21 protein-coding genes are annotated in these 26,648 nt (G+C 49.0%); 10 read left to right on the top strand and 11 right to left on the bottom strand.

Annotation, left to right across the window (positions count from 1 at the left end; genetic code table 11):
- Positions 1-20: 20 nt before the first annotated feature.
- From HUF13_RS09085 to HUF13_RS09075, 3 genes are read right to left on the bottom strand one after another with little or no spacing between them, the layout of a single operon-like run.
- The gene (locus tag HUF13_RS09085) at positions 21-788 is read right to left on the bottom strand and encodes a thioredoxin-like domain-containing protein (RefSeq protein ID WP_173474828.1); all 768 of its coding nucleotides are present in this window, start codon (positions 786-788) and stop codon (positions 21-23) included.
- Positions 789-797: 9 nt separating this feature from the next.
- Positions 798-1,325 carry a hypothetical protein gene (locus HUF13_RS09080; RefSeq protein WP_304039039.1) on the bottom strand — a complete coding sequence of 176 codons (528 nt, stop codon included), beginning with the start codon at positions 1,323-1,325 and terminating at the stop codon, positions 798-800.
- A 39-nt stretch (positions 1,326-1,364) separates the two neighbouring features.
- A complete protein-coding gene (locus HUF13_RS09075; RefSeq protein WP_173474827.1) occupies positions 1,365-2,540 on the bottom strand; it encodes a dihydroorotate oxidase in 1,176 nt (391 codons plus the stop codon).
- Positions 2,541-2,658: 118 nt separating this feature from the next.
- On the opposite strand from HUF13_RS09075, the gene HUF13_RS09070 reads away from it, so the two are divergent.
- Positions 2,659-4,029, top strand: coding sequence for a M20/M25/M40 family metallo-hydrolase (locus HUF13_RS09070; protein ID WP_173474826.1), 1,371 nt, complete (start codon positions 2,659-2,661; stop codon positions 4,027-4,029).
- Between the two features lie 18 nt (positions 4,030-4,047).
- Complete coding sequence (locus tag HUF13_RS09065) at positions 4,048-4,737, top strand: NAD-dependent deacylase (RefSeq protein WP_173474825.1); 690 nt, start codon at positions 4,048-4,050, stop codon at positions 4,735-4,737.
- Between the two features lie 181 nt (positions 4,738-4,918).
- Here HUF13_RS09065 and HUF13_RS09060 read toward each other — a convergent pair whose 3' ends face one another.
- The 8 genes from HUF13_RS09060 to HUF13_RS09025 all read right to left on the bottom strand — a co-directional run bounded on the left by HUF13_RS09060 (position 4,919) and on the right by HUF13_RS09025 (position 12,278).
- Positions 4,919-5,860, bottom strand: coding sequence for an FISUMP domain-containing protein (locus tag HUF13_RS09060; RefSeq protein ID WP_173474824.1), 942 nt, complete (start codon positions 5,858-5,860; stop codon positions 4,919-4,921).
- Positions 5,861-5,961: 101 nt separating this feature from the next.
- A complete protein-coding gene (locus HUF13_RS09055) occupies positions 5,962-7,128 on the bottom strand; it encodes an ABC transporter ATP-binding protein (RefSeq protein ID WP_304039012.1) in 1,167 nt (388 codons plus the stop codon).
- Positions 7,129-7,333: 205 nt separating this feature from the next.
- Positions 7,334-7,495 (bottom strand): hypothetical protein, encoded by a 162-nt coding sequence (locus HUF13_RS09050; RefSeq protein WP_173474823.1) that lies wholly within the window; start codon positions 7,493-7,495, stop codon positions 7,334-7,336.
- Positions 7,488-7,649, bottom strand: coding sequence for a hypothetical protein (locus HUF13_RS09045; protein WP_173474822.1), 162 nt, complete (start codon positions 7,647-7,649; stop codon positions 7,488-7,490). Before HUF13_RS09045 ends, HUF13_RS09050 begins: the two co-directional genes overlap by 8 nt.
- The gene (locus HUF13_RS09040; RefSeq protein ID WP_173355913.1) at positions 7,642-8,721 is read right to left on the bottom strand and encodes an ABC transporter permease; all 1,080 of its coding nucleotides are present in this window, start codon (positions 8,719-8,721) and stop codon (positions 7,642-7,644) included. The genes HUF13_RS09045 and HUF13_RS09040 overlap by 8 nt, the downstream gene beginning before the upstream one ends.
- Entirely contained in the window at positions 8,721-9,818 is a 1,098-nt protein-coding gene (locus HUF13_RS09035) for an exo-beta-N-acetylmuramidase NamZ domain-containing protein (RefSeq protein ID WP_173474821.1), read from the bottom strand. Before HUF13_RS09035 ends, HUF13_RS09040 begins: the two co-directional genes overlap by 1 nt.
- Positions 9,819-9,911: 93 nt before the next feature.
- Complete coding sequence (locus HUF13_RS09030) at positions 9,912-10,670, bottom strand: hypothetical protein (protein WP_173474820.1); 759 nt, start codon at positions 10,668-10,670, stop codon at positions 9,912-9,914.
- 156 nt (positions 10,671-10,826) lie between these two features.
- Positions 10,827-12,278, bottom strand: coding sequence for a hypothetical protein (locus tag HUF13_RS09025; RefSeq protein WP_173474819.1), 1,452 nt, complete (start codon positions 12,276-12,278; stop codon positions 10,827-10,829).
- Between the two features lie 31 nt (positions 12,279-12,309).
- On the opposite strand from HUF13_RS09025, the gene HUF13_RS09020 reads away from it, so the two are divergent.
- The 8 genes from HUF13_RS09020 (at position 12,310) to HUF13_RS08985 (ending at position 26,616) form a co-directional block, all read left to right on the top strand.
- A complete protein-coding gene (locus tag HUF13_RS09020; RefSeq protein ID WP_173474818.1) occupies positions 12,310-14,727 on the top strand; it encodes an MMPL family transporter in 2,418 nt (805 codons plus the stop codon).
- Positions 14,724-15,914 (top strand): pyridoxal phosphate-dependent aminotransferase, encoded by a 1,191-nt coding sequence (locus HUF13_RS09015; protein WP_173474817.1) that lies wholly within the window; start codon positions 14,724-14,726, stop codon positions 15,912-15,914. Before HUF13_RS09020 ends, HUF13_RS09015 begins: the two co-directional genes overlap by 4 nt.
- Positions 15,915-15,926: 12 nt before the next feature.
- Entirely contained in the window at positions 15,927-18,065 is a 2,139-nt protein-coding gene (locus tag HUF13_RS09010; RefSeq protein ID WP_173474816.1) for an ATP-binding cassette domain-containing protein, read from the top strand.
- A complete protein-coding gene (locus tag HUF13_RS09005) occupies positions 18,062-19,570 on the top strand; it encodes a serine/threonine-protein kinase (RefSeq protein WP_173474815.1) in 1,509 nt (502 codons plus the stop codon). Before HUF13_RS09010 ends, HUF13_RS09005 begins: the two co-directional genes overlap by 4 nt.
- Positions 19,571-19,717: 147 nt before the next feature.
- Positions 19,718-20,140, top strand: coding sequence for a YraN family protein (locus HUF13_RS09000; RefSeq protein ID WP_173474814.1), 423 nt, complete (start codon positions 19,718-19,720; stop codon positions 20,138-20,140).
- A gap of 310 nt (positions 20,141-20,450) precedes the next feature.
- On the top strand, positions 20,451-24,260 hold the full coding sequence (locus HUF13_RS08995) for a transglutaminase domain-containing protein (RefSeq protein WP_173474813.1): 3,810 nt from the start codon (positions 20,451-20,453) through the stop codon (positions 24,258-24,260).
- A gap of 364 nt (positions 24,261-24,624) precedes the next feature.
- On the top strand, positions 24,625-25,281 hold the full coding sequence (gene yfcE, locus HUF13_RS08990; protein WP_173474812.1) for a phosphodiesterase: 657 nt from the start codon (positions 24,625-24,627) through the stop codon (positions 25,279-25,281).
- 87 nt (positions 25,282-25,368) lie between these two features.
- Positions 25,369-26,616 (top strand): nucleoside recognition domain-containing protein, encoded by a 1,248-nt coding sequence (locus HUF13_RS08985; RefSeq protein ID WP_173474811.1) that lies wholly within the window; start codon positions 25,369-25,371, stop codon positions 26,614-26,616.
- The last annotated feature ends 32 nt before the right edge of the window (positions 26,617-26,648 follow it).

The raw sequence follows: 26,648 nt of genomic DNA, 5'->3' as shown, positions 1-26,648 counted from the left end.
CACCTACACCCGACTACCAGCTACTTTTCCATCACTTCGAGCACTAGCTTTTCAAGCATTTCGAAGCTAGGAGCGCCACTCCAGACACGCTTGATATAGCCATTCGCATCAAGGAGCATGAGCGTCGGAACCGCATGGATGCCATAACGGCGCCAGAGTCCCTGGTCGGCATCGCGATACAGCGGATACGGGGACGCATGTTGCTTTTTGTAGAACGAGAGGAGCGTATTTTTCTGTTCGGAAGAGATTCCGATGACTTCGAGCCCCTGGCTAGAATACTTGTTGTACATTTTTTCGAGCACGGGAAGCGTCTGGCGGCATGGCCCGCACCAAGTTGCCCAGAAGTCCAAAAGGGTTGCCTTCGGAGCTTCTTGCCTTTTCTCCGCATTCTTATAGAAGTTATTGCCGAACTTTGCAATTTTACTTCCGATTGCAGAGCCCGTCAAGCTAGAAATATCGTCCGGGCGTTCCGTCAGCGTCACAGTGAGTGGTATGCGCTTTCCTTCGCGGAAAATTTCAATGGCGACATGTGAACCGACCTTCGCATTTTTCAAAACATTCTGGAGTTGCGCGACATTCACCAAGTCCTTCCCGTCAATGCCGATGACCAAGTCGCCCGAGACAACGCCTGCAGCAAGGCAACCCGATTCAGGATGCACGCCAGAAACTCGGAGCGCGAGGTGATTTTCATAGAGATCTTTCTTGTAAATAAGTCCAAGCCACGGCCCCGCAAACGCAGAAACCGAGAGAAACATCATGACGCATAATGCACGTACTATTTTAAACATTAGACCCTCCTAAAACAGATAAAAACCAATATTCAAAGCGGCTGTAAAATGGGCTTCGCGACCGAAAAAATCATTCTCTTTATGATCGACAAGCGCACGACCCATAATATAGCTAGCATCGAGTTCTATACGGCACAAGAAACTCGCATTCTTGAAAAACGTGATGTCGCGACCGTACCCAAGGGTGATTCGAGGCGGGAAATAGCTTTTGTCGTAGCGTTCAAACGAAACAAACGAAACGCCTAAACGCAAAAAATCATCTTCGCGTGAGCCTCGGAAAAAGAACCGCCAATCTGCGCCGAGCTCAAAGTAATCGCCCGAGAATAAAGCTACCGCGAACAAGTCCGCTGAATGGTGCTTATGAAAGCGATACTCACCACTCAACAAAATTCCCAGATGTATGGAACTCAAGTAATAAACGAGTTCCAGTTCACCACCAAAAGAAAACGAAGCAAGAGAATCCTTCGCAGGCGCTTCATCGTAGGATTGCTCGATAAAGTATCCAGCAAAAGACTGGACACAAACAAGCAAAAGCACTGCGAAGAATATTTTAACGCCTCGTAACATCAACGTGTATTAATCCTTCGGATTTTGAGCATCGTAATCCGCTAAAGTCTTATAACCGTCTTTCGAAAGTGCTTCTTGAAGTTCCTTGCGCATCGCATGGGCTGCCATCCAGCGGAATGCCACTACGGAATAGCACTGCACCGCATCGACACCGAGCTTAATGAGGTCGTAAATTTTGTAGCCATGGTCAATGCCGCCGCAAGCCATCACACTCATCTGCGGATAATGTTCACGGATAAACTTGACATTCTTGACCATGTTTTCGTAAAGCGGGCGGCCTGACATGCCACCGCAATCGCCATCAGCACGGAGCGGAGTCAATTCGTTAAACTTGACGCGGACCGGGAGGTTTTCGATTTTCTTGGTCGGATACGTGTTACCGATGACAACGCCGTTTACGCCAGCCTTCACGAGCGCATCCATAATCGTTGCCGTATGCGTTTCAGCCATATCCGGGCTGAGCTTGGCATAAACCGCCTTGCGATAGTTTTGCGCATCGCGATAATTCTTAATTTCAGAGAAAATCTTGTCGATAAAGGACATATCGAGATCGAGGCGGTTCTCCCCCGTATTCGGGCAGCTCACGTTGATTTCGATGTAGTCTGCCACGCGATAAGCAATGGAAAAACTCTCGATGATATCCTTGATTTTTTCGTTTTCATCGGTGAGGCCCGGAGTTTCGGCAACGGAAATGCCCACGCACATCCCAGCCCTGTGAGCTGCGGCAATCTGAGCATCCGTACGGCGAGTCACAGCCTCGACACCATCGTTGTTGAGGCCCATGCTGTTATGAATGGCTCGATCGTTTTCGATGAATCCGATACGCGGTCTATGCGTGTTTCCTTCGCGCACATGGCGAGTCGCTGTACCCACAGAAATTCCACCAAAACCCATATTTGCAAAATCACAAATGCGCTTCGCCGTCTTGTTTGCACCAGCCGCAAGCACAATCGGAGCCCCGAAATGAAGCGGATTTGAGCCATCGGCAAAAGTCACCACGCGATTCAGCGTCTTGCTCAAGTCCGGACGACCGCCCATAAGAGGGATAATCGGAGCAAATCGCGCCACATGCTTCAAGGAATCATGGCGAAATTCCGGATTATTGTGGAAAATGCGGCGAATCAAAGCAAGAATGCGGTCACTGACGCGCATGTAGTATTCGTGATTGATGCAATTAACGTTCATATTCTGTAAGATAGAAAAATCCGCCATCAAAGACACACACGCAAGGCCGATAGAACGAATAAAGGACCTATTGCAGAGCTTTGAAAAAAATTATAATTCTACAAAAAGAGAGAAAATCATGCAAAATCAAATCAAGAAAAACATTCACGAAAACATGCCTCGCTATATCGACATGCTTTCGAGCTTGGTCGCTATTCCATCTATCAGTTTTGACAATTTTGACCAAAAGTACGTTTTGGACAGCGCGAACGCCGTAAAGACGATGTTTGAAAAAGCGGGACTCACGAACATCCAGTTTTTGATGCCGCCCAGCGGGCGTCCGAGCGTTTATGCCGAGAGCCTCACGAGCCCGGACAAGCCGACCATTCTTTTATACGCCCATCATGACGTGCAGCCGCCCATGAGAGAAGCGCTTTGGAACACGCCGCCGTTCACGGCAACGCTTAAAGGAGACCGCCTTTTTGGACGCGGCACAGCAGACGACAAGGCGGGAATCATCACGCATCTCGCCGCTTTGGAACAGGTCCGTAGAGAACTTAAAGGCAACGGCCCGAATCTCAAGTTCATTATCGAAGGCGAAGAAGAATCCGGAAGCGCAGGCTTCGAGAAGATTCTCTCGGAACATGCAGAACTTTTGAAATGCGATGCCGTAATTGTCGCAGACCTTGGAAATTTTGCGAAAGGAACGCCATCCATTACGACAACACTCCGCGGCATGAGCGCCATCAACGTCACGCTCCGCGCGACAAAGGCTCCGCTCCATTCCGGCTCGTGGTCCGGCCCGATTCCAGATCCCGCACAAGCGCTTTGCCGCATGATAGCAAGCCTCACCGATAAAGACGGCAAGATTCTCATTCCGCATTACGAAGACGATGTGATTCCGCCAACTAAAGAAGAATTGGAATCTTACAAATCGCTCGGCATGACCGAAGAAATTTTCCGCAACGACGGTGGCGTTCTCGAACAAGTGAAGTTGAATGTACCCGAAGACGAAATTTTGATTTCGCTGTGGCGCCGCCCAAGCATCATCGCAAGCACCATCGAAGCGGGTTCCCGCGTGAATGCCGGAAACGTCTTGCAAGATAGCGCCTATGCAAGAATCGGCATTCGCCTTGCTCCCGGCATGGATGCTGTAAAATGCACCGACATGCTCGCCGACTTCCTTAAAGCGCAAGTTCCGAACAACTTGGAAATCACGATTGACAAGGAAGATGGAGCCAATCCGTTCGTCACCGACACAACGCACCCGTTCTTCCAAAAGATGAGCGATGCCATGACGGACGCCTACAACTCCCCCACAAAATTTATCGGTTGCGGCGCAAGCATCCCCGGTGCAGAACTGTTCCGCAACACGTTCGGGAACATTCCCATTTTGCTAACCGGCCTCGAAGACCCGGAATGCAACGCCCATGGCGAAAACGAAAGCCTTTACCTGCCCGATTTCGAAAGCGGAATCATCGCGGAATCGCTTTTCTTTGCAAACCTGTAGCAAGAAGAAGGAGAAAATATGAAACGTTATAGATTAGTGGTTCTGACGGGTGCAGGCATCAGCGCTGAATCAGGTCTTCGCACGTTCCGCGGAAACGACGGCATGTGGGAACACGAAAACATCGAGGACGTCTGCACGCCGGAAGCCCTCCGCCGTGACCCGAAACGCGTCAAGGATTTTTACAATTTCCTGCGCAAGGGACTCCCCGAGCATGCCCCGAACGCGGCGCACATCGCGCTTGCCAAGCTCGAAGAGCGCCTCGGCGACCAATTCCTGCTTGTGACGCAAAACGTCGACGACCTCCACGAACGTGGAGGCAGCAAGCGAGTGTTGCACATGCACGGCGACCTGATGAAGCTCCGCTGCACAAAGCACGAGCATGAATTCGATTTCACGGGCGAAGAAACGATGGACACCAAGTGCCCTATTTGCGGAAGCCCCGTGCGCCCAGACATCGTGTTCTTTGGAGAAACGCCATTGTACATGGACGAAATCCAAAACGCGCTCATGAACTGTGATGAATTTGTCTATATTGGAACAAGTAGCGTAGTGTATCCGGCTGCTGGGTTCAAAAGTTTTGCCCACTCCTACGGAGCAAAGGTCACATGTCTCAACCTCGAAGCACCTTACGGCGACCCGTACACGGATGTTGTCATTCAAGGAAAGGCAACCGAAGTCGTTCCAAAGTGGTGCGAAGAATTCAAGTGATTAGTAGACAGTAGGACAAATGCGTAAGATGAGCGTCGCGACAAAGCTTGCTTTGGCATGACCGAGTCTAGCATTTGGTACTTGAACATAGTGAAAGTACAAGTAGGCGGTAGGAAGTGGCTAGAATCTAAAAGGTGCCACGAAAATTGCGCGGGTCAGTTCACATCACTGCCCGCTTTTTTTATTTCTTTTCTGGCGTTTTTGATTCCGCAATATCGTCTTTAATCAAACGCACGTACGATTGCGAATGCGTGCTGAAAGTGACTCGGCCCGGAAAAATTTCAAAGCAAAATTTATCTTCAGATGTCCAAAAATGGCTAAAGTAATTATTGCTGATACCCGTATTGCTTTTTACTGGAGTCGCTTCAAAGCCAAGGTTATCGGTCGGAGTCACACTGCACTTTTCCCACCCCTTGCGAGACATTAAAACACTCGACGGATCGCCACAGCCCAAGCTCGCCGCAGTTTGCGTCAATATTTCAAAATCCTTTTTCTTGGGAACGCGCCAGCCTCTTACGGCACAATACTTGTTCACCGCATTCCATTCATAAATGCCGTCTCCAGTATAACCCACGCACTTGTATTTCAGCGGTTCCTTCATCCAAACCTGGTTGCCAATCCTCACGGTCTTATAAACCTGACCATCACGCGGATCGACAAACTGCGATTCATAAAGATTCGGGGAAAGCGAAAATCTTTTTTGCCAAATGTACTCTTGCAAAATATCGAGCATTTGCGCGCATGGTTCGAAAGACAAACCTAAATCCACGCAAAGACGTTTTTGGCAAGCTTCCAAGACCTCCTGCTGTTCGCCATCCGAAAAGCTTTTGACCTCGTACATGCTCGACGGAATTTGCTTGAGTACGAGCAAAAATAAACGGTCCTTTGCATCTGCAAATTCGGGGGCGTTCAAGCTCCGCAATTCATTTTCCAAAGTCGATTCATCAGCAAAAATGGAATCCCCGACTTTTTGCACAAGAGTTTCGCACAACGTTTTGACATCTTTCTGCGCCACCTTGACTGGCGGCCGAACCAATTTCGCACCGCAGAACGGGCAATTTTCCATTTTATCAATTAAAGCATCAAAATCTTTTAGATTCTTATGACACTCTTTACAGAACATAGCGTTTTCCCCGAAAAGATTCTCGTATTTTCAATCTTAATATTAAAAAACAAGAATGAAAGGGATGTAAAACTTATGCAAAAAACAATCGCAAGGCGGAGTTACTTGGCACCAAAGCAACACGCGAAATGATCCGCTTCGGCAATTTTCGGCGGGAGTTCGGCAGAAAGGCATTTTTCGCGAACATCGGCGGAAGCCTGGGCGCATTTGCAGCAACGGTCCGCAAAACGGCAACCCTTCGCAAAATCCTTCGGATGTGGCACGGAACCCGGAATAGACACGAGCGTGCGCAAGTCGCTATGGCTTTCGGGAATCGCAGCAAGGAGACCTTGCGTGTAAGGGTGCATCGGGTGGTTGATGACCTCGCGAACAGGACCTTCTTCGACGATGCGGCCAGCGTACATCACGGCGACGCGGTGCGCATACTGCGAAACAATTCCCATGTTGTGCGTAATGAGGAGAACTGCGGTTCCAGTCTTTTCGGCCATTTCCTTGAGCACGGCGAGAACCTGAGCCTGCACGGTTACGTCTAGAGCGGTCGTCGGTTCGTCAGCGATAATCAATTTTGGCTTTGGCAAAAGCGCCATCACAATGCAAACGCGCTGCAGCATACCGCCAGAAAGTTCGTGCGGGTATGAATTCAAAACACGGTCAGGGTCGGTGAATCCCGCAAGGCGGAGCTGTTCGCGGATAAGGTCTAAAGGAGATTCCCGATCAAGTCGGGAATGACAATCCTTTCGGGATGACGCATTTTGGAACTGCGCATTTTGGGACTGCGCGGATTCTTTTTTGGATTGCGCGCTTTTTGAAACAGCATTTTTCGAGACTGCGCCGAACTTAAAGACTTCAAGCAGTTGCTTTTTGATAGTGACGACGGGATTGAGCGCTTGCATCGGTTCTTGGAAGATGCAGGCGATTTCGGAACCGCGAATTTGTTGTAGTTCTTCGAGCGAAAGCATCGCCAAATCGCGGGTATTTTCAGTTGCATCGCGAGAATCGTCAACAACACAAGAATCGCCGTCATTGAACAAGATGGAGCCGCTCACAATCTTTGCGCTTGGCCACGGCAACAAGCGCAAAATGCTCATGGCAGTCACGCTCTTTCCGCAACCGGACTCGCCCACCAAGGCAAAAAATTCGCCCGGAAAAATGTCAAACGAGACGCGGTCCGTCACCTGCAACGGCTGCTTGCCGTCACGCGAGTTGCCATTCTTGTCAAACCCAAACGCCACCGAAACATCTTTAACGCTTAAAACTGCATTGCTCATATCTAGATTCTTCGATTCCACTACATTTCGCTCAGAATGACACATAGTTCCTAAGATTTTTCCATTCTGTCATCCTGAACAACGTGAAGGATCCAGTCAAAAAGTGCACTGGATTCTTCATTCCGCAGCCCTCCATTCAGAATGACGCACACAAGTCTCTCCTCTTTCGTCTATAGGACCGAAGGTCCGTTCTTTCGTCTTTCGTCTAAACATATCTATCCCCCGACTTCGGGTCGAGTGACGACTCCGCAATCGACTTATTCTTCATAAAACTGCAATTGACGTCGATTGCTCCGCGCTTCCACGGCTCGTTAATACGAGCCGTTCCCGCTTGGCATGGACCACTCAGTCGTTTTGCATTACACATAGCGATCCCCCGACTTCGGGTCGGTTGACGACTCCGCAATTGACTTAAAAACGCCATCAGAACATCTGAGGTCAATTGCTCCGCGCTCACACGGCTCGTCAATACGAGCCGTTCCCGCTTGGCATGGACCACTCAGTCGTTTTGCATTAAACATACCTATCTCCCGACTTCGGGTCCATAGCATCCCTTACGCCTTCGCCGACGAATGTCGTAAGCAAAAGCGTCACGAAGAGCGCAGCGACCGTGCTCACGGAAATCCACGGAGCGTAGAGGTTGTTGAGCCCCTGGCTCATGAGCTCGCCCCAGCTCGGCGTGGGCGGCTGGAGTCCAAAGCCCAAGAAGTCGAGCGACGTGAGGCTTCCGATTCCACCGATGAGCGTGAACGGGAAAAGCGTCACCACAGGCGTCATTGCATTCGGCAAAATTTCCTTGAAGAAGATGTGACGATGCCCAAGGCCAAGCACCTTCGCCGACATCACATAAGTCATGCTGCGGAGCTTCAGGAATTCCGCACGCATGTAGTAGCTGAGCGAAAGCCAGTTGAACGCCGCCATAATCAAAATCAAAAGCCAGAAACTACGGCCATAAATACTGCCGATGAGAATCACCACGTAAAGCATCGGGAGCGATGACCAGATTTCAATCATACGCTGCATGCCCGTATCCCAGAACTTTCCGAGGTAGCCCTGGATCCCGCCGATGACAATTCCGAGGAACGTGCCCAGCACGGTCAACAACAAGCTAAAGCTAATACAAATGCGGAACCCGTGAATGAGGCGGCTCAAAACATCGCGCCCATTACTATCCGTTCCGAGCCAGTGTTTTGCGCTCGGCGCAAATGGAGGGGTCCCCTCCTCGCTCAGATCCGCCTTCAGCGGATCGTGCGGCACAGGCGGCATGATTGTCCACATTTCGGGGCAGCCACCCGCACGCGGGAATCCGTCTTCTTCATCCTGCTTGCATTCGGCGACATCCGCAAAGAGCTTCGCGTAATCCTGTTCCGTCTTGTATTCGCCACCAAAATCCGCTTCGCTGTAACGCGCGAACGCCGGGAAATAATTCTTGCCGTTGTAGCGCAAATAGAACGGTTCATCATTCACCGTCCACGGACTCGTGAGCGAAAGCAAGTAAGCCACCACCAGAATCACAAGGGACCAAAAGGCGCGCTTGTTCTTGCGGAAGCGCTTCAGGCGGTTCAAAGTTTCTGTCGAAAGTCTAAGTTTCATTAAATACTCGACTCGATAAATTCCTTGCGGAACGTTCCGTTACCAAGCAAAATATCAATCGGCAACTTTTTGAATTCATATTCGTACGGCGGCTGCTTCCACGCAAAGTCCTTCGGGTATTCGTTGAAAATGTACTGCAACAGCTTCACCGCCATTTCAAAACTGCGGAACTTATTACGGTCAGTCACATGAATCTGCGCGCCACCGCAAATCTGCCCCGCGCCCTTATGGAACGTCGGCTGGAAATAGTTCTCGCGGAAATACACACCCGGCAACTTGAGCCCGTTCATGTACTTGCAAAGCTTGACCGCATCAATGAACGGAGCGCCAAAAATTTCGAACGGACGTGTCGTGCCTCGGCCTTCGCTCACGTTGGTTGCTTCGAACAGGCACATGCCCGGATACACGATAGCGGTATCGAGAGTCGGCATGTTCGGGCTCGGCAAAATCCACGGGAGTCCCGTTTCGTCGAACCACATGCGCTTATCATAGCCGTCCATGTGCATCACGTAAAGTTCGCACTTCGGGAATCGCTCAGCCTTGAATTGTTCGGCAAGTTCGCCAATCGTTTTAGCATGCCGCGTGCGGATGCTATGGAGCCCAACAAAACTCGTATAATTGAGGTCGAGCACCGGGCCTTCCTCATCAACGCAGTTGATCGGGTTCGGGCGATCCACGACAACAACCGGGATTCCCGCCTTTTCGCAAGCCTTCATGCAAAGGAAGAGCGTCCAGATGAACGTGTAATAACGCGCGCCCACATCCTGCAAATCCACAAGCATCGCATCCACGTGCGAAAGCATTTCTGCAGTCGGCTCGCGATGTTCACCATAAAGGCTGTAAACCGGAATATGCAATTCCGGATCCTCGTAGCCTTCCCATTCGATCATGTTATCTTGCGTGTGGCCCTTGATGCCATGCTGCGGCCCAAACAATGCCGAAAGCTTAAAGAGCTTGCCATCCAAGTCCTTGAGTAAATCAAGAGTATAATGCAAATCCGCACAAACCGAAGCCGGGTGCAAAACCGCGCCCAAGCGCTTGCCACGGAGTGCCACCGGAAAACTTTTTTCAAAATGAGAAAGAGCTAACGTTACCATGTTTTTAAAAGTAGTAAATAAAAAAAGCGGCCCTTTTACGAGTCGCATTTTCATTCACAAATTTTAACCCAATTACATTCTAACAACAGAAAACTACTTTTCTTCATCTCCGCAGGTGCCATCAAACGCGCAAGGAGGGCCATAAAGAACCGGCATACGTTCAAGCAATTCGTATTTTTCGTAGAACTTTTTTTCACTCAATTCTACAAAAGCATTGCTATAAATTTTATTTCCCTTTTCATCAGTTACTATAGAAAAAGTTTCACCATCATCACATTCTACAGCATTTGTTCCATTCATGTAACAAGGTGTTTTTTTATCTTCAACTTCTTTGAGGAGAATATTGTAACGCGCTCTAAATTCAGCTTCGTTATAAACCTTGCCGTCACTGCATGTATAAGTTTTATTCTTCACAAAAATAACGCCATATTTGGCAGTAACTTCCGAAGGATCCACTCTTGCCTGAAGTTGCTGCACTTCCGTCGAAGACTCAACGCATGTCACCCCATCAGAACAAGCGTAGGTTCCATCGGTTTCTGTTTTCACACATAAATCATCCACAAAAACGCCATACAAAGGCTGCGGTTCTGTCCCTGAACTTGAACTTTCGGCAATCGGGGTCGAGCTCGATGATTCCACAGAAGAGCTAGACGGTTCTACAGAAGAACTCGAAGATTTCGCTTCAGAACTTAAGCTTTGATTTTCAATGGATGAACTGGAGTTCTGCCCATTTGTCGTACTTGAACTAGATTCCGGACCAACAACAGGCCCCGTCGGCGAAGAGCTGTTATCGCAAGCATTCCAAAAGAACGCCGTCAAGGCAAGCAAAATTTTTTTCCAATGTTTATACATAGCGGTCTCCTTCAAAAATCCATTTAACCACACATTTAATATAACCAATCACGCCGTTTTTTACAATTCCCCGAATACTCCTTTTCAACTGATTTTTTCTCAAAAAACAGCTAAAAATCCAAATTATTTTCGAGAGCGTATTATATAGAAAAACCGCTATCTAAATTCAGGCGCCATCGTCAATATAAGATTTATACCATGCCTGCCATGAAACGCACACTGTACGCGGAACAAGTACATATCCGGCTTGCGAACACGAACACCAAAACCCCATGAGTTGTAGAGTTTATCTTTAGTCCAATGATTAACCTTATCGCTAATCATAGCATATTCGTTAAACACAACACCATCCACAAGCCTATCAATCGGCCAACGGTATTCCGCAGAAAGTCCAAGCACGAACGGGCTCATCCACGAACCTGAATAGCCGCGCAGTGGATACCTAGCGTTCAATGAATAGAATGCCGAATAAGGAGCACCGCCTTTTTCCATTTCCCACATTCCCTGGAAACGCAACTGAAACGCCAACACGCGATGTTCAAAAAGTGTTTCCACCAAATTTTCCGGACGCCACACACGCATCACTTCGTTTAGAGAAAAGTCCGTATAGAACTTTCTCGTTTGGCGGCCTTCTTTAACAGAAAGAACATACTGATCCTTTCGACCCATGAAGAAATAAATCTGGTAGAACGCAGAGAGATTCACAAAATCATGATTTTTACCGCCATCCTTCAAAGCTTCCGAACGGTTTACCCCCGCTAGAGCAAAGTCATCGGCACTTATTCCACCGTACTTTCCTGTGAACACATACGACGCACTTATACTGAAGCGCTGACCACGCGACGGCGCATACGGAACATCCAAATTATCAAATACCAAGTTCGCATAAAAAGGTATTTCAAAGTGGCTTTGGTACAAGCCTCGATCCTCAATCGGATACACGGGATCATCCAGCACAGAATCTTTCGTATCCGTAAAATCGGCCTTATGATAAACAAATTCTGTGCCAAAACTGAAGTTCAAATTTCTCGATTCCGTAATCGGAAAACTAAGCTGCGCACTAAAGCTATACGTCGTATCGGCCTGATCAAAAGACACTTTGGTTCCCGGCAATGTATAACCATTATCGCGGTCCATATACATATTGAAGCTTGTCGAGCCATAGAGTTTTTTTCCAAAGAGCCCTTGTTTTGAATAACGTAATTTTATATCAAAATCGCTATTCGCATAATAATGACCTTCAAATACTCCATACCCTCCCTGCTGAAAAAGGTTCCTATGCCGGTAGCACAAGCCTATCATCGAGGAACTCCCCGGCTTCAGGTTAAACATCGGATAAATGAGGATATTACGATTTTCACCAAACGTAATGAGGTCCACAGCCTTGTCGGCAGCCCCATTATCAACCGCATAATGCAGCGGAGCTGCCACCGGATAGACAAGCATTCCAAAAACAGGCTGGACAATATGAACAAACGGCCAAAAAATAATTTCAATGAACGACGTGGAACTCGAAGAAGTATCCGGCACTGCTTCGTGCGCATTCTTCGCGTGTACTGGCAAACACAGCACACCTATAAGCACCAGTAATGTCACCAAACGTTTCATTTTCCCCTAATATATAGTTATATTAAGTACGATGTTTTCTCTTTTTTCAAAAATTATCAAAAAATTAGCAACCTATCCGAAGATTATCCTTACGGTTTTCTTCACAATCGGCATCCTAAGCATTTACCCCATCATGCATTTGCGCTGGGACTTGCAACTACAAGATACCATTACAAGTGCACGCGAACCAAGCAACATTCAAAAAATCGAAGATGCTTTTGGCGGGCTCGGGAGCCTCATCGTCATTCTGCAATCAGAGGATTCGGCAGCAAATTACCGTATCGCTAAAGACCTCGCGAACAAGATGCAACAGAGCAGCTCTGTTCATTTTGCAGACTTCGAAACAGACATTGATTTTTACAAGAAGTACAAGTTCTTGTACGCCAGCGAAAACGATATAGACATCATGGTGCGCCGCATTGAAGAACTCAAGCACCGCTACATCATGAAAAACAATCCGCTGTACATCGACCTCAAGAGTGCGATTGATTCCCTCAAACAATCGACTTCGAAACAGCGCGAACAGCTTTTAAGCGACCTCGAAAAGAAGTATTTCGACAAACTCGCCACCAGCCATTCCAACAAAACCGGGACCATCCGCATTGTCGAAATTTACCCGACACATTCAATCTCAGATTTGCAGGCAAACCGCAACTTATTCTACGAAGTCAAAAAACAACTGAAAAAAGAAACCAAGCCCGCAGATTTGCGAATCCATTTTGCAGGAAAAGTTTACGAATCCATCCAAACCGGAAAACGACTTTTGCCCGAAGCAAAGATGGTCGGCATCGTCACCGCCATTTTGATTTTGTTGCTCCTCATTCTACATTTCTATAGACAACCGCAATTGATTTTCATTTCGGCATTGCCGATTGCAACCCCCATTGTTACCACTCTGGCGTGTTCCTATGTTTTTTACGGGCGCATCAATTTGTTCACGCTATTGCTTGCGATAGTGCTCCCAGGACAGGCTTTGCAAATTATCAACCACGTTCTCAACCGTTACTTTTGGGAACGAGAACACAATTTAAGCCCGCAACTTTGCATTGAAAGTGCACTCCTTGGCATCGGGCCTTCAACCGCAGTTTCAAGTTTTTCATGCGCAGCCTTGTTTGCATGCCTTATCTTGATTCCACTACCAGGCCTTCAAGAACTTGGCGTTCTCGGGTCCACCGGATGCATTTTAAACTGGGCCATAACACTCCTTTTCTCCACCGCCCTTTTGCAAGTTACACAACGCCAAAAACCATTCTCGATTAGACACGCACAAATCCATCATGAATACAAAATATCCATGCTGTCCAATCGCTTGAACTGGATTATATTTTCGATTATCATCGCGGCAAGTCTCGCAGGTCTCTATATCGGCGGTACACGGATTCATATCCGTAACGATTTTTCGGCAACGGAAATCAATTACAAAGACGAGACAATTGATTCGCTGATTGCGCAAACTGGATTTTTGAACAAGACTCCAATCATCGTCATGCTTCCCGATAAATCCGAAAGCGAAACGCTGTTGGAACAGTTCAACAAGCTCAAGGAAAGCGGCGCCATTTCTACCGTCAATTCCATATTTACACTGGCACAGTTTTCCCCAAATTTGCAACAGCGAAAAATGGAGAAGCTCAGACAATTGCACAGCATGGTCACCCGGGAATTTCGCGAAGCGCTTTCGAAGAGCGAACTCGTCAATCTTGAAAAAGTGGAACAAGCTCTTGAATTTGACGAAGGTGACGAATTTGAGCCACCCGAGTACATCGCAAAAAAGTTTCGCGACAAGCAAGGGGATCAAGGGCGATTCGCATTCATATTCACGGATATTCAAGAAAACTACGGCAGCGAAGTTACAAAGCTATTTAACGAGCTCCACCAAATTAAGGGAATCAACAACGGGAGTTATCTCATTGCAGGCATTCCCATCACACGAGCTATTTTCCTAGACCGCATCACAAACCATATTCGTAGGCCATTGCAAGCAGGCGGCGTACTTGTATTCTTATTCATGCTTGTTTACTACAACCGTTTTAGCCGAGCTTTGTTCACAATACTTCCATCAGTTTTTGCCGCAAGCTGGTTCCTCGCTGCACTCAACTTTTTTGATGTGCAAATTTCGGCGTATAGCGCCCTCACCTTCCCTATTCTCATGGGAGCTAGCGTCGATGGTTCTCTTCAATTTTTTACGGCCTATTACGAAAAACAGAAAGGAACCGCACTGACTATTTTAAGAGACAGGTTCTTTACGATTTTCCTTTCGCAGATGGCAGCCTTCATCGGTACATACGGCATGCTCGTTTCATCCCATCCGGGACTTCGAAGCATGGGCTACGTTTCATTGACAGGGCTTATCTGCATATTCATCGCTCAATTCACCATATTCCCCCTCATTGCAGGATCACTCGACCAATACCGTCTGAGACAGAAAAGGAAAAAGGAAGCAAGAAAATGAAATCGCTTTCCGATAGAACTCAAAATATCGCAGCATCACTCACCGTCGCCATCGATACAATGGCAAAACAAATGATTGCAGACGGCAAGGACGTTGTCAGTCTCGGCGCAGGCGAACCCGATTTGGGAACACCGACACCCATTCAAGACGCAGCAATAGAAGCGATCCGCGCAGGCAAAACACGCTACACCGCCCCCGTCGGGATTCTAGAAGTCCGCAAGGCAGTCGCTAAGAAATTGGAAGAAGAAAACGGCATTCATTACGATGCATCGCAAATCATCATGACGAGCGGCGCAAAGCATGCCGTGTTCAACGCGCTCGCCGCCTTGATTAACCCAGGCGACGAAGTGATTATCCCGGCTCCGTACTGGGTCACCTATCCGGAACTCGTCAAATGGCTTGGCGGCACACCTGTTTTTGTTCAAGCAGGCATCGAAAAGAACTTCAAGATTGACGCCGAAGATTTGCGCAAAGCATGTACACCGCGAACCAAGGCCATTCTTTTGAACAACCCGTGCAACCCAACCGGTGTCGTTTACAGCAAAAGCGAACTTGAAGCACTCGCCAAAGAAATTGTCGCACAGGATATCTACTGCATCTCGGACGAAGTTTACGAATACTTTGTCTATGATACAGAATTTACAAGTGCAGCAGTCTTCCCAGGAATGGCAGAACGCACAATCGTGATTAATGGATTTTCAAAATCGCACTGCATGACCGGTTGGAGAATCGGCTATGATGCCGCCCCCGCCCCGATCGCAAAAATCATCGGCAAAATTCAAGGGCAAGCCACGCACCATCCGAGCAATGTGGCACAGTACGCAGCCCTTGGCGCCCTCAACATGGACAAGAGCAATGTGCATGCCATGCAAGCCGCCTTCCGCAAGCGCAGAGCCTACATGCTCGAACGCACCTCGTTCCTTTCGACAAAGCCGCGCGCACCCGAAGGAGCATTCTACCTATTTGCACCCGTGAGCGATTACTACGGCAAAAAGACTCCCGATGGAAAGGTGATTGCAGGCTCCATCGATTTTTGCAGCGCACTCCTCGAATCTAAAGGACTTGCCATTGTGCCAGGCGCCGCATTCGGCGACGACACATGCGTCCGTTTTTCGTATGCCGCAAGCGACGAAAATCTCGCGAAGGCATGCGACCGCTTTGAAACGTTCGTGAAAGAATTGAAGTAACGGGAAAGCGCGATGTTCCCATTCCGTCTCGTAAATCCAGACCCATCGAAACCGTTTACCATCGGGCGCAAATCGGACAACGTTTTGCAATTCGACAACCTGATGGTTTCGAGGTATCATGCGGTTCTGAACTTTATCGACGGCAAATGGATTTTGCAGAATTTGTCCCAAAACAGCATCACCATGCTGAACGGGAAAGATGTAAAGACAGTTGCAATTAACGATGGCGACGTCATTCTCATCGGGCCACGGCAATTGCGCGCAACGCTCCGCGGCACTGACCTCACGCTTCTCGTGATGGAACGCGAAAACGAAAGCGACATGCAAACAATCCCGCTTTCGGAAGAATGGAGAAATGTCGAAATTCCGGGAATCTCCGCAAATGCAAAAGCGAGACTCTGCGGAGACCGCAATAGCAACGGGGAACGTCGCGAAAGCCGTGCCGAAATTAAATTTGCAAAATCAATCGTAGACGAAGGCGGCAAAAGTACACGCGCCATTGAAATTCAAAACGGAAGCGCAAACCACATTGAGTCGGCAGTAATCGGGTTCCGCAACAAGGACTTGTTTATCGAAACATCAACAACAGGTTTTGATGTAGTTGCTAAGAACTTGAACGTTTTTGCAGGCAAAAAACAGTTATTGAATGGGATTGACTTCGAGCTCCCCGCTGGAGAAATCCTTGCCATTATCGGGCGTTCCGGTCAAGGCAAGTCTTCGCTATTGAAGTTGATTCAAGGCATCAATAGCTGCGACAAGCAGAGCATCGTCCGCATAGGCGGTGTCGATTACCGCAAAAGCGAAATCCGCAGGCGCATCGCGATTCTTCCGCAAGACCCGCCACTCCGTCCGGAGCTCACCGTCGAGGAAACCATCCTCGATGGAGCGCGTTCGTCGATGGACGTGAAGAATTTTAAAGCCGATGCGCGCGCGAGGCTAGAAAAGTTCTGCGAACTTTTCGGGCTGAGCGCCCGCCAACATAACCTCGTGAAAACGCTCAGCGGCGGCGAGATGCGCCGCGTAGCCCTCGCGCGCGAACTCATGGGAAGCCCAGGCCTCGTCATTCTCGACGAACCGCTGTCGGGTCTTGACCCGTACAATTCAAGAATTCTCTGCACGCACTTAAAGCAGCTCGCGTTCCTCGGTCATACAATTATCCTCACGACGCACAGCTACGAAGCGCTCCAGATTGCAAACAAAGTTCTCGTACTGCATCAAGGCGAAGAAGCATTCTACGGGAGCGTTCAAAATGCTTACGCGCATTTCAATACAACTGATTCGCAAGCTCTCCTCACTAACATAACCCAAAGCAAATCCGCCGAGTGGCGCGCATCCCGAGAAGCATCCCAAAACGCAACTCGTGAAGCCACTCGCCCCACCGAAAATTCGAGCAGTTCCCAAAAGAACGAATCCAAGTACTTTTTCGAGCGCACCAAGCTCCCGCGCAATTTCACCTACACCGTCCGCCTCACCGCAAAGCAGTGGTTCCGCGACAAGGGCCGCATCGCAGCCCTCTTCTTGCAACCAATCATTATCGGATTTTTGCTCTCGCAAATATTCTCCGACCAATCCTCCCTTTGGACAGTTGCATTCGCCGTCATCCTTTGCGCCAACTGGTTTGCTCTATCGCTTTCAATCCGCGAAATCGTGCAGGAGAAAGACATTCTCCGCGATAAATTTCGCCGTGGCGTTTCTGCACTTTCAACACTGACCGCGAAATGCACGCTCCCCATCATTTTCACGATGATGCAGACAGCCATTATCTATGCGTTTATCAGTACTCGCATTACCCCCACCCCCAACCTAGCGTTCATCGCCGCCACATTTGCATGCATCGCCATTCCCGCCACAGCAGTCGGTTTATTCACGAGTACACTCGCCAAGAATACAAGCCAAGCAAACGCATTCCTTCCGCTCCTTATCATCCCGCAAGTAGCTTTAGCAGGCGCTCTCGTTCCCCTCGATCAAATGCAGCCCATCGGCCGCGCCCTTTCGAGCGTCATTTGGTCGCGTTACAACCAAGCTTCGCTCCTGAATATTTTACTTGAACGAAAAGATGATGTTTTCAACGCAATTTTTGCACTCGCCATCGCGCTAGCTTTCTATATTGTAACTGTAATTCTACTACATAAATTAAAGAAACCAAGATGATACGTCCAGAACAACCGCTAACTTTTCCGCATCCCTTTAACGACAACTATGAACTATTGGGTACGCTCGGCAAAGGCGGAATGGGCTACGTCTACAAGGCCCTCGATAAAAAGCTAAAGCGCGAAGTCGCCTTCAAGATTCTCGACTCCACTTCCGATGTCGAAGCGATTAAACGTTTTTATCTCGAAGCCCAGGCCATGAAGGAACTGGACCACCAGAACATCGTCCACGTTTTCGACTTCGGCCAGCAAGACAAGCAGCTCTTTATCGCGATGACCTACGTACAAGGAATTTCCCTTGCCGAAATTTTGCAAAACAAAAGCAAACTTTCGTTCGAAGCGATTGAAGTCATCATCAAGCAAATTGCACGCGGCCTCCTTTACGCCCACAGCAAGGGCATCGTCCACCGCGACGTGAAGCCATCGAACATCATGCTCACACGCGACAACCGCGTTTACATCATGGACTTTGGCATTTCCTACATTCAAGAAATGGAAAAGGAACGCCTCACCCGCACCGGCATGACAATGGGCACGCCCGAATACATGTCACCCGAACAGTGCCATGGCGACGAAGTCACGCTCCAATCCGACATTTACAGCATGGGTGTCATTCTTTATGAAATGACCTGCGGTCGCCTCCCGTTCGAAGGGAATCGCCCTGTGGAAATTGCGCTCAAGCATGTGCAAGAACCACCTCCGGCTCCGGAACTTTTCCGCGAGGACATTCCTGCCGGGCTTTCGGAACTCATCCTCAAGTGCCTCAAGAAAAAGCTCAACGAGCGCTTTCACGACATGCAGGAATTTTTGGACGAATGTGACCAAGTGTTTCCACAGCACGACACGCCGAAACAAAACGCCACCATCGGTCGCAAAACAGGTTCCCAACGCCGCATAGCCCCATCCATTGTAGAATCCGCATTAAACTTCGGGCGAAACATCGCTCCGCATAAACTCATCATCATTGCTTTCTCGGTGCTGTTCCCGATTATTGTCATATTGCTCATGCTACTCATGTTCACGCATAAACCGATGAACACACTGCATGAACTGGAATGGAACGAAATTCTTGGAAATCACGAAACAAGAGCTATCGAACCCGAAAATAAAAAAGGCTACCCGATCGCAAACCTGACCGATGGAGACCTCACCACGGCATGGCTCAACACCATGCCGTTAAAGCCCATGAATCCAGTTCTTGCCATGTACTTCGACAAGAACACGCTCATCACGAACATCGGCATAGCCATTGGCTACCAAAAATCCATTGACGATGCCTTCGGCGACCGCTTCCGCATTTTCAAGAAACCGCGCACAATCACAGTCGAAACCAAGGACGGATTCAAGCAACGGCTCCACCTTGAAAATATCAAGGGAATGCAATACCCGAACATCCAAGCCGTCGAAACAACCGAACTCCGGTTCTACCTCGATGACGTTTACGAAGCGGACAACGATGACTACGCCATTTCGGAAATCCGTTTGCTCGGGATGGAAGTGAAGTAGTAGGAAGTAGGAAGTTGGTAGAACTTAGAGCTTAGATTTAAGTCGTCCTGAGTAAATAGAAAGTGCAAACGTCATTGCGAGCACAGCGAAGCAATCCATGATTGGCACGAAACCTTGATGTAGTCGCACGAAAATGAGGGGAATGCAATGCGCAAGACAAGTACCATAGCTCAAAAATCAAATAACAAGCCAAAGGGGAACTTCATCGAATCGCAAGCGGTCGCGTATTTATTGCGCGAAGGCTATGAAGTCGTAGCCCGTAACTACGCATACCATGGCGGAGAACTCGACATTGTCGCCCGCGATGGAGCAACACTCGTCTTTGTCGAAGTCAAGTCCGTATGGAATAACCAAGAAGGGAACCCCGCTGCCCGCGTGAACTCGCTCAAGCAAAAGAAAATTTGGCAAACCGCTTGCCACTTTTTAGCCACACAAAAAGCAATCGCCCCAAAAGGATTTGACGAGCCATGCCGTTTTGACGTGCTGAGCACCCGAGCCTACCAGCAACCGCTCCAATTTGCACATTACAAAAATGCATTCGAAGGCACACAAGTCATCCCAATGATTTAGTTCATTCGGACTAATGCGTAAGGCGAATTTACAATTCATTCAGGAACCATCCTCAAAGCCGTCATCCTCGCGTATGCGAGGAACCTTTATGTTTTAGTCGAAGAATTCAAAGCAATTGGAAACAGGCAAAGCATAGAACTTAGTAAATAGTTATTAGCATTTCTTTGAAAACAAATTTTTAGAAACACGCGATTGTAAAAATAAAGAAAGGTTGCTCAGATTATTCTCATTTGTATCGCAAAGCACTACTTTTAGCGCACCCTAATTTTCTAAAATTAGAGTGTTAAACATTTCATCCACGAAGTTCATTATGCGTTATTCGTTTGTAAATAAAAAGAATTCCCTCGCCCGCTTGACTGTTGCATTCGGGCTTTTTTTCCTGTTTTCTTGCGCCGGCAACACTCCCGATATAAACACATCACCCACAACTAATGTTTCGGACAACACCGAAGATTCCTATAACGAAGATGAATCGACGGAAATAGATTACACGGCAGAAGAAACAATTGCGCCCAAAGCAACCGGCGGCACCATCGAAACAAGCGGCTACACATTCACCGCACCCGATAACGGTTGGACAATCATCGGTGGCGAAGATAACGCACCTTATGAATTTTACAATCCGCAAACGGGCCGCCGCGCCGTCCTCGTCGAAGTGACGCTCCCCGAAAGCGAACCGCTTCGCCTCATGGACCGCGCCCAGATCGAAATGCAGTCGTTCGAATCAAGCGGCAAAAAGGCATCGCTCTCAGAAACTTACCCCGAAGAAGCATTAGGCACCACCGGAGCATTCTTTGATATAGCAGGCAAGCGCTACGACACGCCTTACGAAGCCGTTGGCTTCGTCATTGGCGCCGGGAATCGAGTCTTTACGCTCACACTTTCTGCAAACGATGTACAACTTTCCGCGGGCGCCCTCAAGCAAGAATGGAAAGATTTCTTCGCAACGTTCAAGCTCAAGGATGTTGTAAAGGAAGCGGTCTCGGAACTTTCCGATGAACGCATCACACAATACTCCAGCGCAGACCTCGGCTATTCCTGGAGCACAAAAGACACGCTTTGGCACAACTGGACCGGAGTCGCTAAGCAAAACGAAGACCCGGACTTAGTGCTTAGCAACAAGAAAGAAGATATTTCATTATTCGTGTACGGCGCCATTGTCCCAAGCGAAGAAGTGAGCCAGCAAGACATGTTCAAGGTGCTCCTCAACCGCCTTGGTCTTTCGATGAACGATCCGTCCATTGAAGTTCAACGCATCAAGGTCGGCGACCGCTACGCTCAAGAATTTACGATTACGAGAGTCGTCAACAATTACGATTTCTATTACACAGGTCGATTCTTCTATGACAATGGCCGCGGTATCCTCATCGCCACATGGACGCAAGGCGTCAACAAAAAGAAATACGCTTCGGTGATGAAGAACGCTGTCGAAGGCCTCAAAGTCGGAGCTATGCCCAAGCAGGCAAGCGACGAAGAGGCTCGCAAAAAGCAGAACAAGTTCAACGCCGCCGTCATGAGCCAAGTGGGTATCCTCCGCTTGCTCGAAGACCAACCGTTTGTCGCTCTCAGCTACTTTGAACGCGCCAACAAGATGGACCCGGAAGAACCGCTCTACCTCATCAACTGCGGTTTCGTGTACCAGATGAAAGAACTTTACGGCCCGGGCATCAGCTACTTTACAAGCCAAATCGATCTCGTGCGCAAGAACGGCAAGTTGCTCTCGATTCTCGGCGAAATGTACGAAGCCTTGTTCGATTACGGCCACGCCCGCGAATGTGCCGAAGGCGCCCTCCGCTACACCCCCAACAATCCTGAATACGTCATCAACTTGAGCGATGCGCTCTGGGGCTTGGGACAGCGTCACCAATCCCTCATCGTCGTGCAGCGACTCTTTGACACGCAGCCCAGTTCCCGCCTCGGCGTTTACCTCGCCAAGACTTACATGGGACTTGACCAATATGCCGAAGCTGTAGATATTTTGTACGGAGTCCGCGGACGCTTTGGCATGAGCAAGGAACTCGGCGAAACTCTCATGGACGCCCTCATGTTCCTCGGCCGCTATGAAGAAGCACGCGCTATCAGCGAAGAAACGCTCGCCAAGGCCAAGAACGATTACAAGATTTGGACCATGCACGGCAAGATCCTCTTCTATAGCCGCAACTACCGCGATGCAGAAAAGGCTCTCACCAAGGCACTCGCCCTCAAGCCCGATAACGAAGACGCCAAGAGTTTCCTCTCCGCAACAAAGGCATACCTCGGCAAGGCCGACAACCGTACGCTCCAAAAGCCGATTACCCCGGTCGAAGAACGCACTGCCGACTTGAAGACACTCCTCCACCCGCAGGCAAAACAGACCGCCCTCGAAGGCGACTTCCCCGCCGTTATCCATTACCAGAAAGAAGCCCTCAAGGCTGAAAAAGGCGCCAACTGGGTTCGCAGCGAAGAGATGCTCCTCGAAGTTTTGGACCAGCGCGGTGCAGCCATCTATCGCGAATTCACGTTCGACTTTTTGCCAGGCTTTGACCGCATTTACCTGAACGCTCTCGAAGTTTACGACAGCAATTGGAAGCTCAAGCAGAAGGCAACACTCAACGGAGCCTATATTACATACGCTACAGAAATCGGCGGCGGCAACGAATCGCAGACCGCACACTTCCCGCTTTCGGAAATTGCTCCGGGTGACTTTATCTACATGCAATTCAGCCGCACGAACCTCCAGAACAAGGGCATGATTCCGTACACCAACTATGAAAGCAGCCGCGAAGTGCCCGTCGGAGAATCCGTCTTCCGCATTTACGCCGACACCACCCGCTTTGTCACCGAAGAATACGGACCGCTCGAAAAGACCGCTATTAAGGGTGGTTTAGAATGGAAGATTGAAAATCCAGTCATTGTCCGCAAGGAACTCTACATGCCAGTGTATCGTGACTTTGGCGCAGGCCTCATGCTCACGGGCAAGCAAGAATGGCGCGATGTCGGCGACGATTACCAGAACCTCATCAGCCACCAGTTCAAGCAAGCCGTCAAGGTTCGCGAGCAGGCTTTTGAAGTGCGCGGCAACAAGATCGGCGATGACGCCGTCAAGGCCATTGTAAACTTCGTCCGTCACGACATCCGCTACCGCGATGTGCGTTTCGGCGGTCACAGCCTCATTCCGCAAACCGCAGAAGTAACGCTCAAGGAACACCGCGGCGACTGCAAGGACATGGCGCTCTTGCTCAAGGACATGCTCGAAGCCATTGGCGTCAAGAGCTACCTCACAGCTATCCACCTCACCGAAGAAGGCTTCTCGCACTTGCCGACAATCCAGCAGTTCAACCACATGATTCTCTACATCCCGAAACAGGGTAAGATTAGCGAACGCTGGGTCGATGCCACCGACAAGACGGGTAATGACCGCCCGGTACCGCTCGACATGGAAGGCAAAGTGGCACTCGTCATCGATGGAGACCATAGCCATGTCGTCACGACCCCGATTCTCGAAGACAACCAGGAACACCAAATTGCAATCCAGCACGATTTGTTCATTGGAGAAAACGGCGAATGCGAATTCCGCGATTCCGTGCAGCTCCAGGGCAAGTTCGCAAGCGCCATCCGCAATAAGTTCTTTGGTCGCGACGTGAAGGATCAGGAAAAGTTGCTTGAACAGTTCCTCGCCGCAGGCGTACCGGACGTGAGCATCGGCAACATCCGCATTGAAAATCTGGACCAGTTCAACAAGCCGCTCATCATCGTGAATACGTACCTCTCCAAGGGTTACTTCGGTCAGGGCGGTTCCGAACTCAAGGGACGCTTCCCGAACGTGTGGGAACGCAGCCTCTTCAAGCTCCCGAAGGTCGCAAAGCGCCACCACCCCATCCGCATGCCGCACGAAACTCTGTTCAGCTTTAAGTTGAACATCAAGACTGCAAGCGGACACACGGTGACCATCACCGAAGCAAAGCCGCTCAACCGAGAAGTCGATTACGTCAGTTTCGAAAAGCAGCCGAAGTCCAAGACTTCTAGCGGAATCAAGTGGACTACATTCGCACTTTACGCCGATCCGAGCGAATACGAAAAGATTCGCGAAGAATGGAACTATCTGTTGAGCGAAACCAGCCCGATGATTACGGTGAAGTAAGCGGCTTCGCCGCGGTAGGCAGTAGGAAGTAGACAGTAGGCAGTGGTTAGGATCGCAATTAGAACATTCTTTTCACATTCCTGTTGACTAACCACTGCTTACTAACCACTAACAACTATCGACTAAAAACCTAAGTGCCTTCAGCATAGTAACTAGTTAATAGTTACTTCGCCCTACGGGCTAATTACTAGTTTATAGTTACTAGATACTAGTTACTAGAGATTTTTGAAATACAATTCTAGTAACTAGTAACTCAGAACTTAGAACTCAACCTCAGTAACTTAGAGCTTAGTATATGTAAATTTTCTAAGTTCTGCAGCGTAGCGATCTAAATTCTACCAACTAAATTTTTGTGATTGCAATTATGAAAGCATTAATCCTCTCCGACATTCATGGTTCTGCCTTGGCGGCAAGGCAAGCGTTAACGTTCTTTGAAAAATTCAACTGCGACAAGATTATCTTGCTCGGCGATACGCTTTATCACGGGCCGAGAAATCCACTCCCTGCAGGGCATGGCCCCATGCAAGTCGTCGAAGCTCTAGCGCCTTACAAAGACCGCATTATCGCCGTTCGCGGAAACTGCGATGCCGATGTCGATTTGATGATGCTCGACTTCCCTATCGAAAACGAATACAAGGTCATTGAGGATTGCGGTTTCCACCTGTTCTTGAGTCATGGGCACATCTTTATGCCCGAATGCTTCCCCAAAAACGCACTCGAAAGCATCGAATCCACAGGTACCGCGCTTTCCTGCGCGCAATCCCAATCCGAAGTAAAAGCCCCGCAAAAACCGCAAATAGACGCTTACTTGTTCGGGCACACACATATCTGGAAACTCGAAAAGAACTTCCGCGATGTTCTCATGGTCAACCCCGGTTCCACTAGCCTCCCCAAAGGCGGGAATCCGCCGACATTCGGCTTCTATGAAAGCACGCCCGCGACCGCAACCGAACCCGCCCATGTTAAGTTCAGCATCCACACGCTGGAATATGGTTCTGTTATAAAAAATGTGGTATTATGAAATAGTAACACGAGCCTCATTCTAAGTTCTAAGAGCGTAGCGGACTAAGTTCTGCCAACTACTTACATTTTTACTACTTTAAAAAACATGGTCCTAAACGTAATTTGGCTCGTATTTTTCTTCGGTGCATTTATCGCATGCATCGTCCAGTGGCTTGCTTTCGGCGATACCGGCATATTCAACAAGGCTATTCTCGGGGCATTTGATATGTCCAAGACGGCCTTCGAAATCGCACTCGGCCTCACGGGCATTTTAAGCCTTTGGCTCGGTATTCTCAAGATTGGCGAAAAAGCAGGCGCCGTCCAAATTCTCGCCAAAATTGTCCAACCGCTTTTCTCGCGATTGTTCCCGCAAATTCCAAAAGGCCACCCCGTCGTGGGCACCATGCTCATGAACATCAGCGCCAACATGCTCGGCCTCGACAACGCAGCAACTCCGATGGGCCTCCAGGCCATGAAGCAGTTGCAAGAGCTCAACCCGAACGAAGACAAGACTGTTGCAAGCGACTCGCAAATCATGTTCTTAGTCCTTAACGCAAGTGGACTTACATTGATTCCGGTGAGCATCATGACATACCGCGCCCAGCTCGGAGCCGCAAACCCAAGTGACGTTTTTTTACCCCTTTTGCTTTCCACTTTTTTCAGCACCATCGCCGGTATTTTCGCACTCAGCTTTTTCCAAAAAATCAAACTTAAGGACCCCGTAACGGTAGCATGGCTCGGCGGCATCAGCGCATGCGTCATCGCTATCATGTTCTACTTTAGCCACCTCACGGCAGAAGCCATCGGCACAACGAGTCTCTTTATTAGCGGCATCGTTCTATTCGGAATCATCGTAGCATTCCTCGGACTTGCCTGCTACAAAAAAGTCCAAGCGTACGAAGCATTCGTCGAAGGCGCCAAGGAAGGATTCAATACCGCCGTGATGATCATCCCGAATCTTGTTGCTATTCTTGTTGGCGTTGCCGTGTTCCGCGCCAGCGGAGCCATGGACTTGGTCATGAATGGAATCTCTGCATTACTTGGATTCATCGGTGTCGGAAACGACGTTGTCCCGGCCCTCCCTACCGCCCTCATGAAGCCCCTCAGCGGAAGCGGTGCCCGAGGCATGATGATCGACGCCATGAAGAACTTAGGCCCCGACAGTTTTGCCGGTCGCCTCAGCTGCATGTTCCAAGGAGCAGCCGACACAACATTCTATATAATAGCAGTCTATTTCGGCTCCGTTGGTGTAAAAAAAACTCGACATGCAGTCACCTGCGCACTCATTGCAGATGCAGTTGGCGTAATCGCTGCTATCGCAATAGCTTACATATTTTTCCCCCCAATCCACTAGCTTTTATACCGCATTAGATATGCACAAAAGCG

Source organism: Fibrobacter succinogenes (assembly GCF_902779965.1).
Lineage (GTDB): Bacteria > Fibrobacterota > Fibrobacteria > Fibrobacterales > Fibrobacteraceae > Fibrobacter > Fibrobacter succinogenes_F.
Note: the sequence above shows the minus strand (reverse complement) of the source record. Positions and strands in the feature narration are given on the sequence as shown.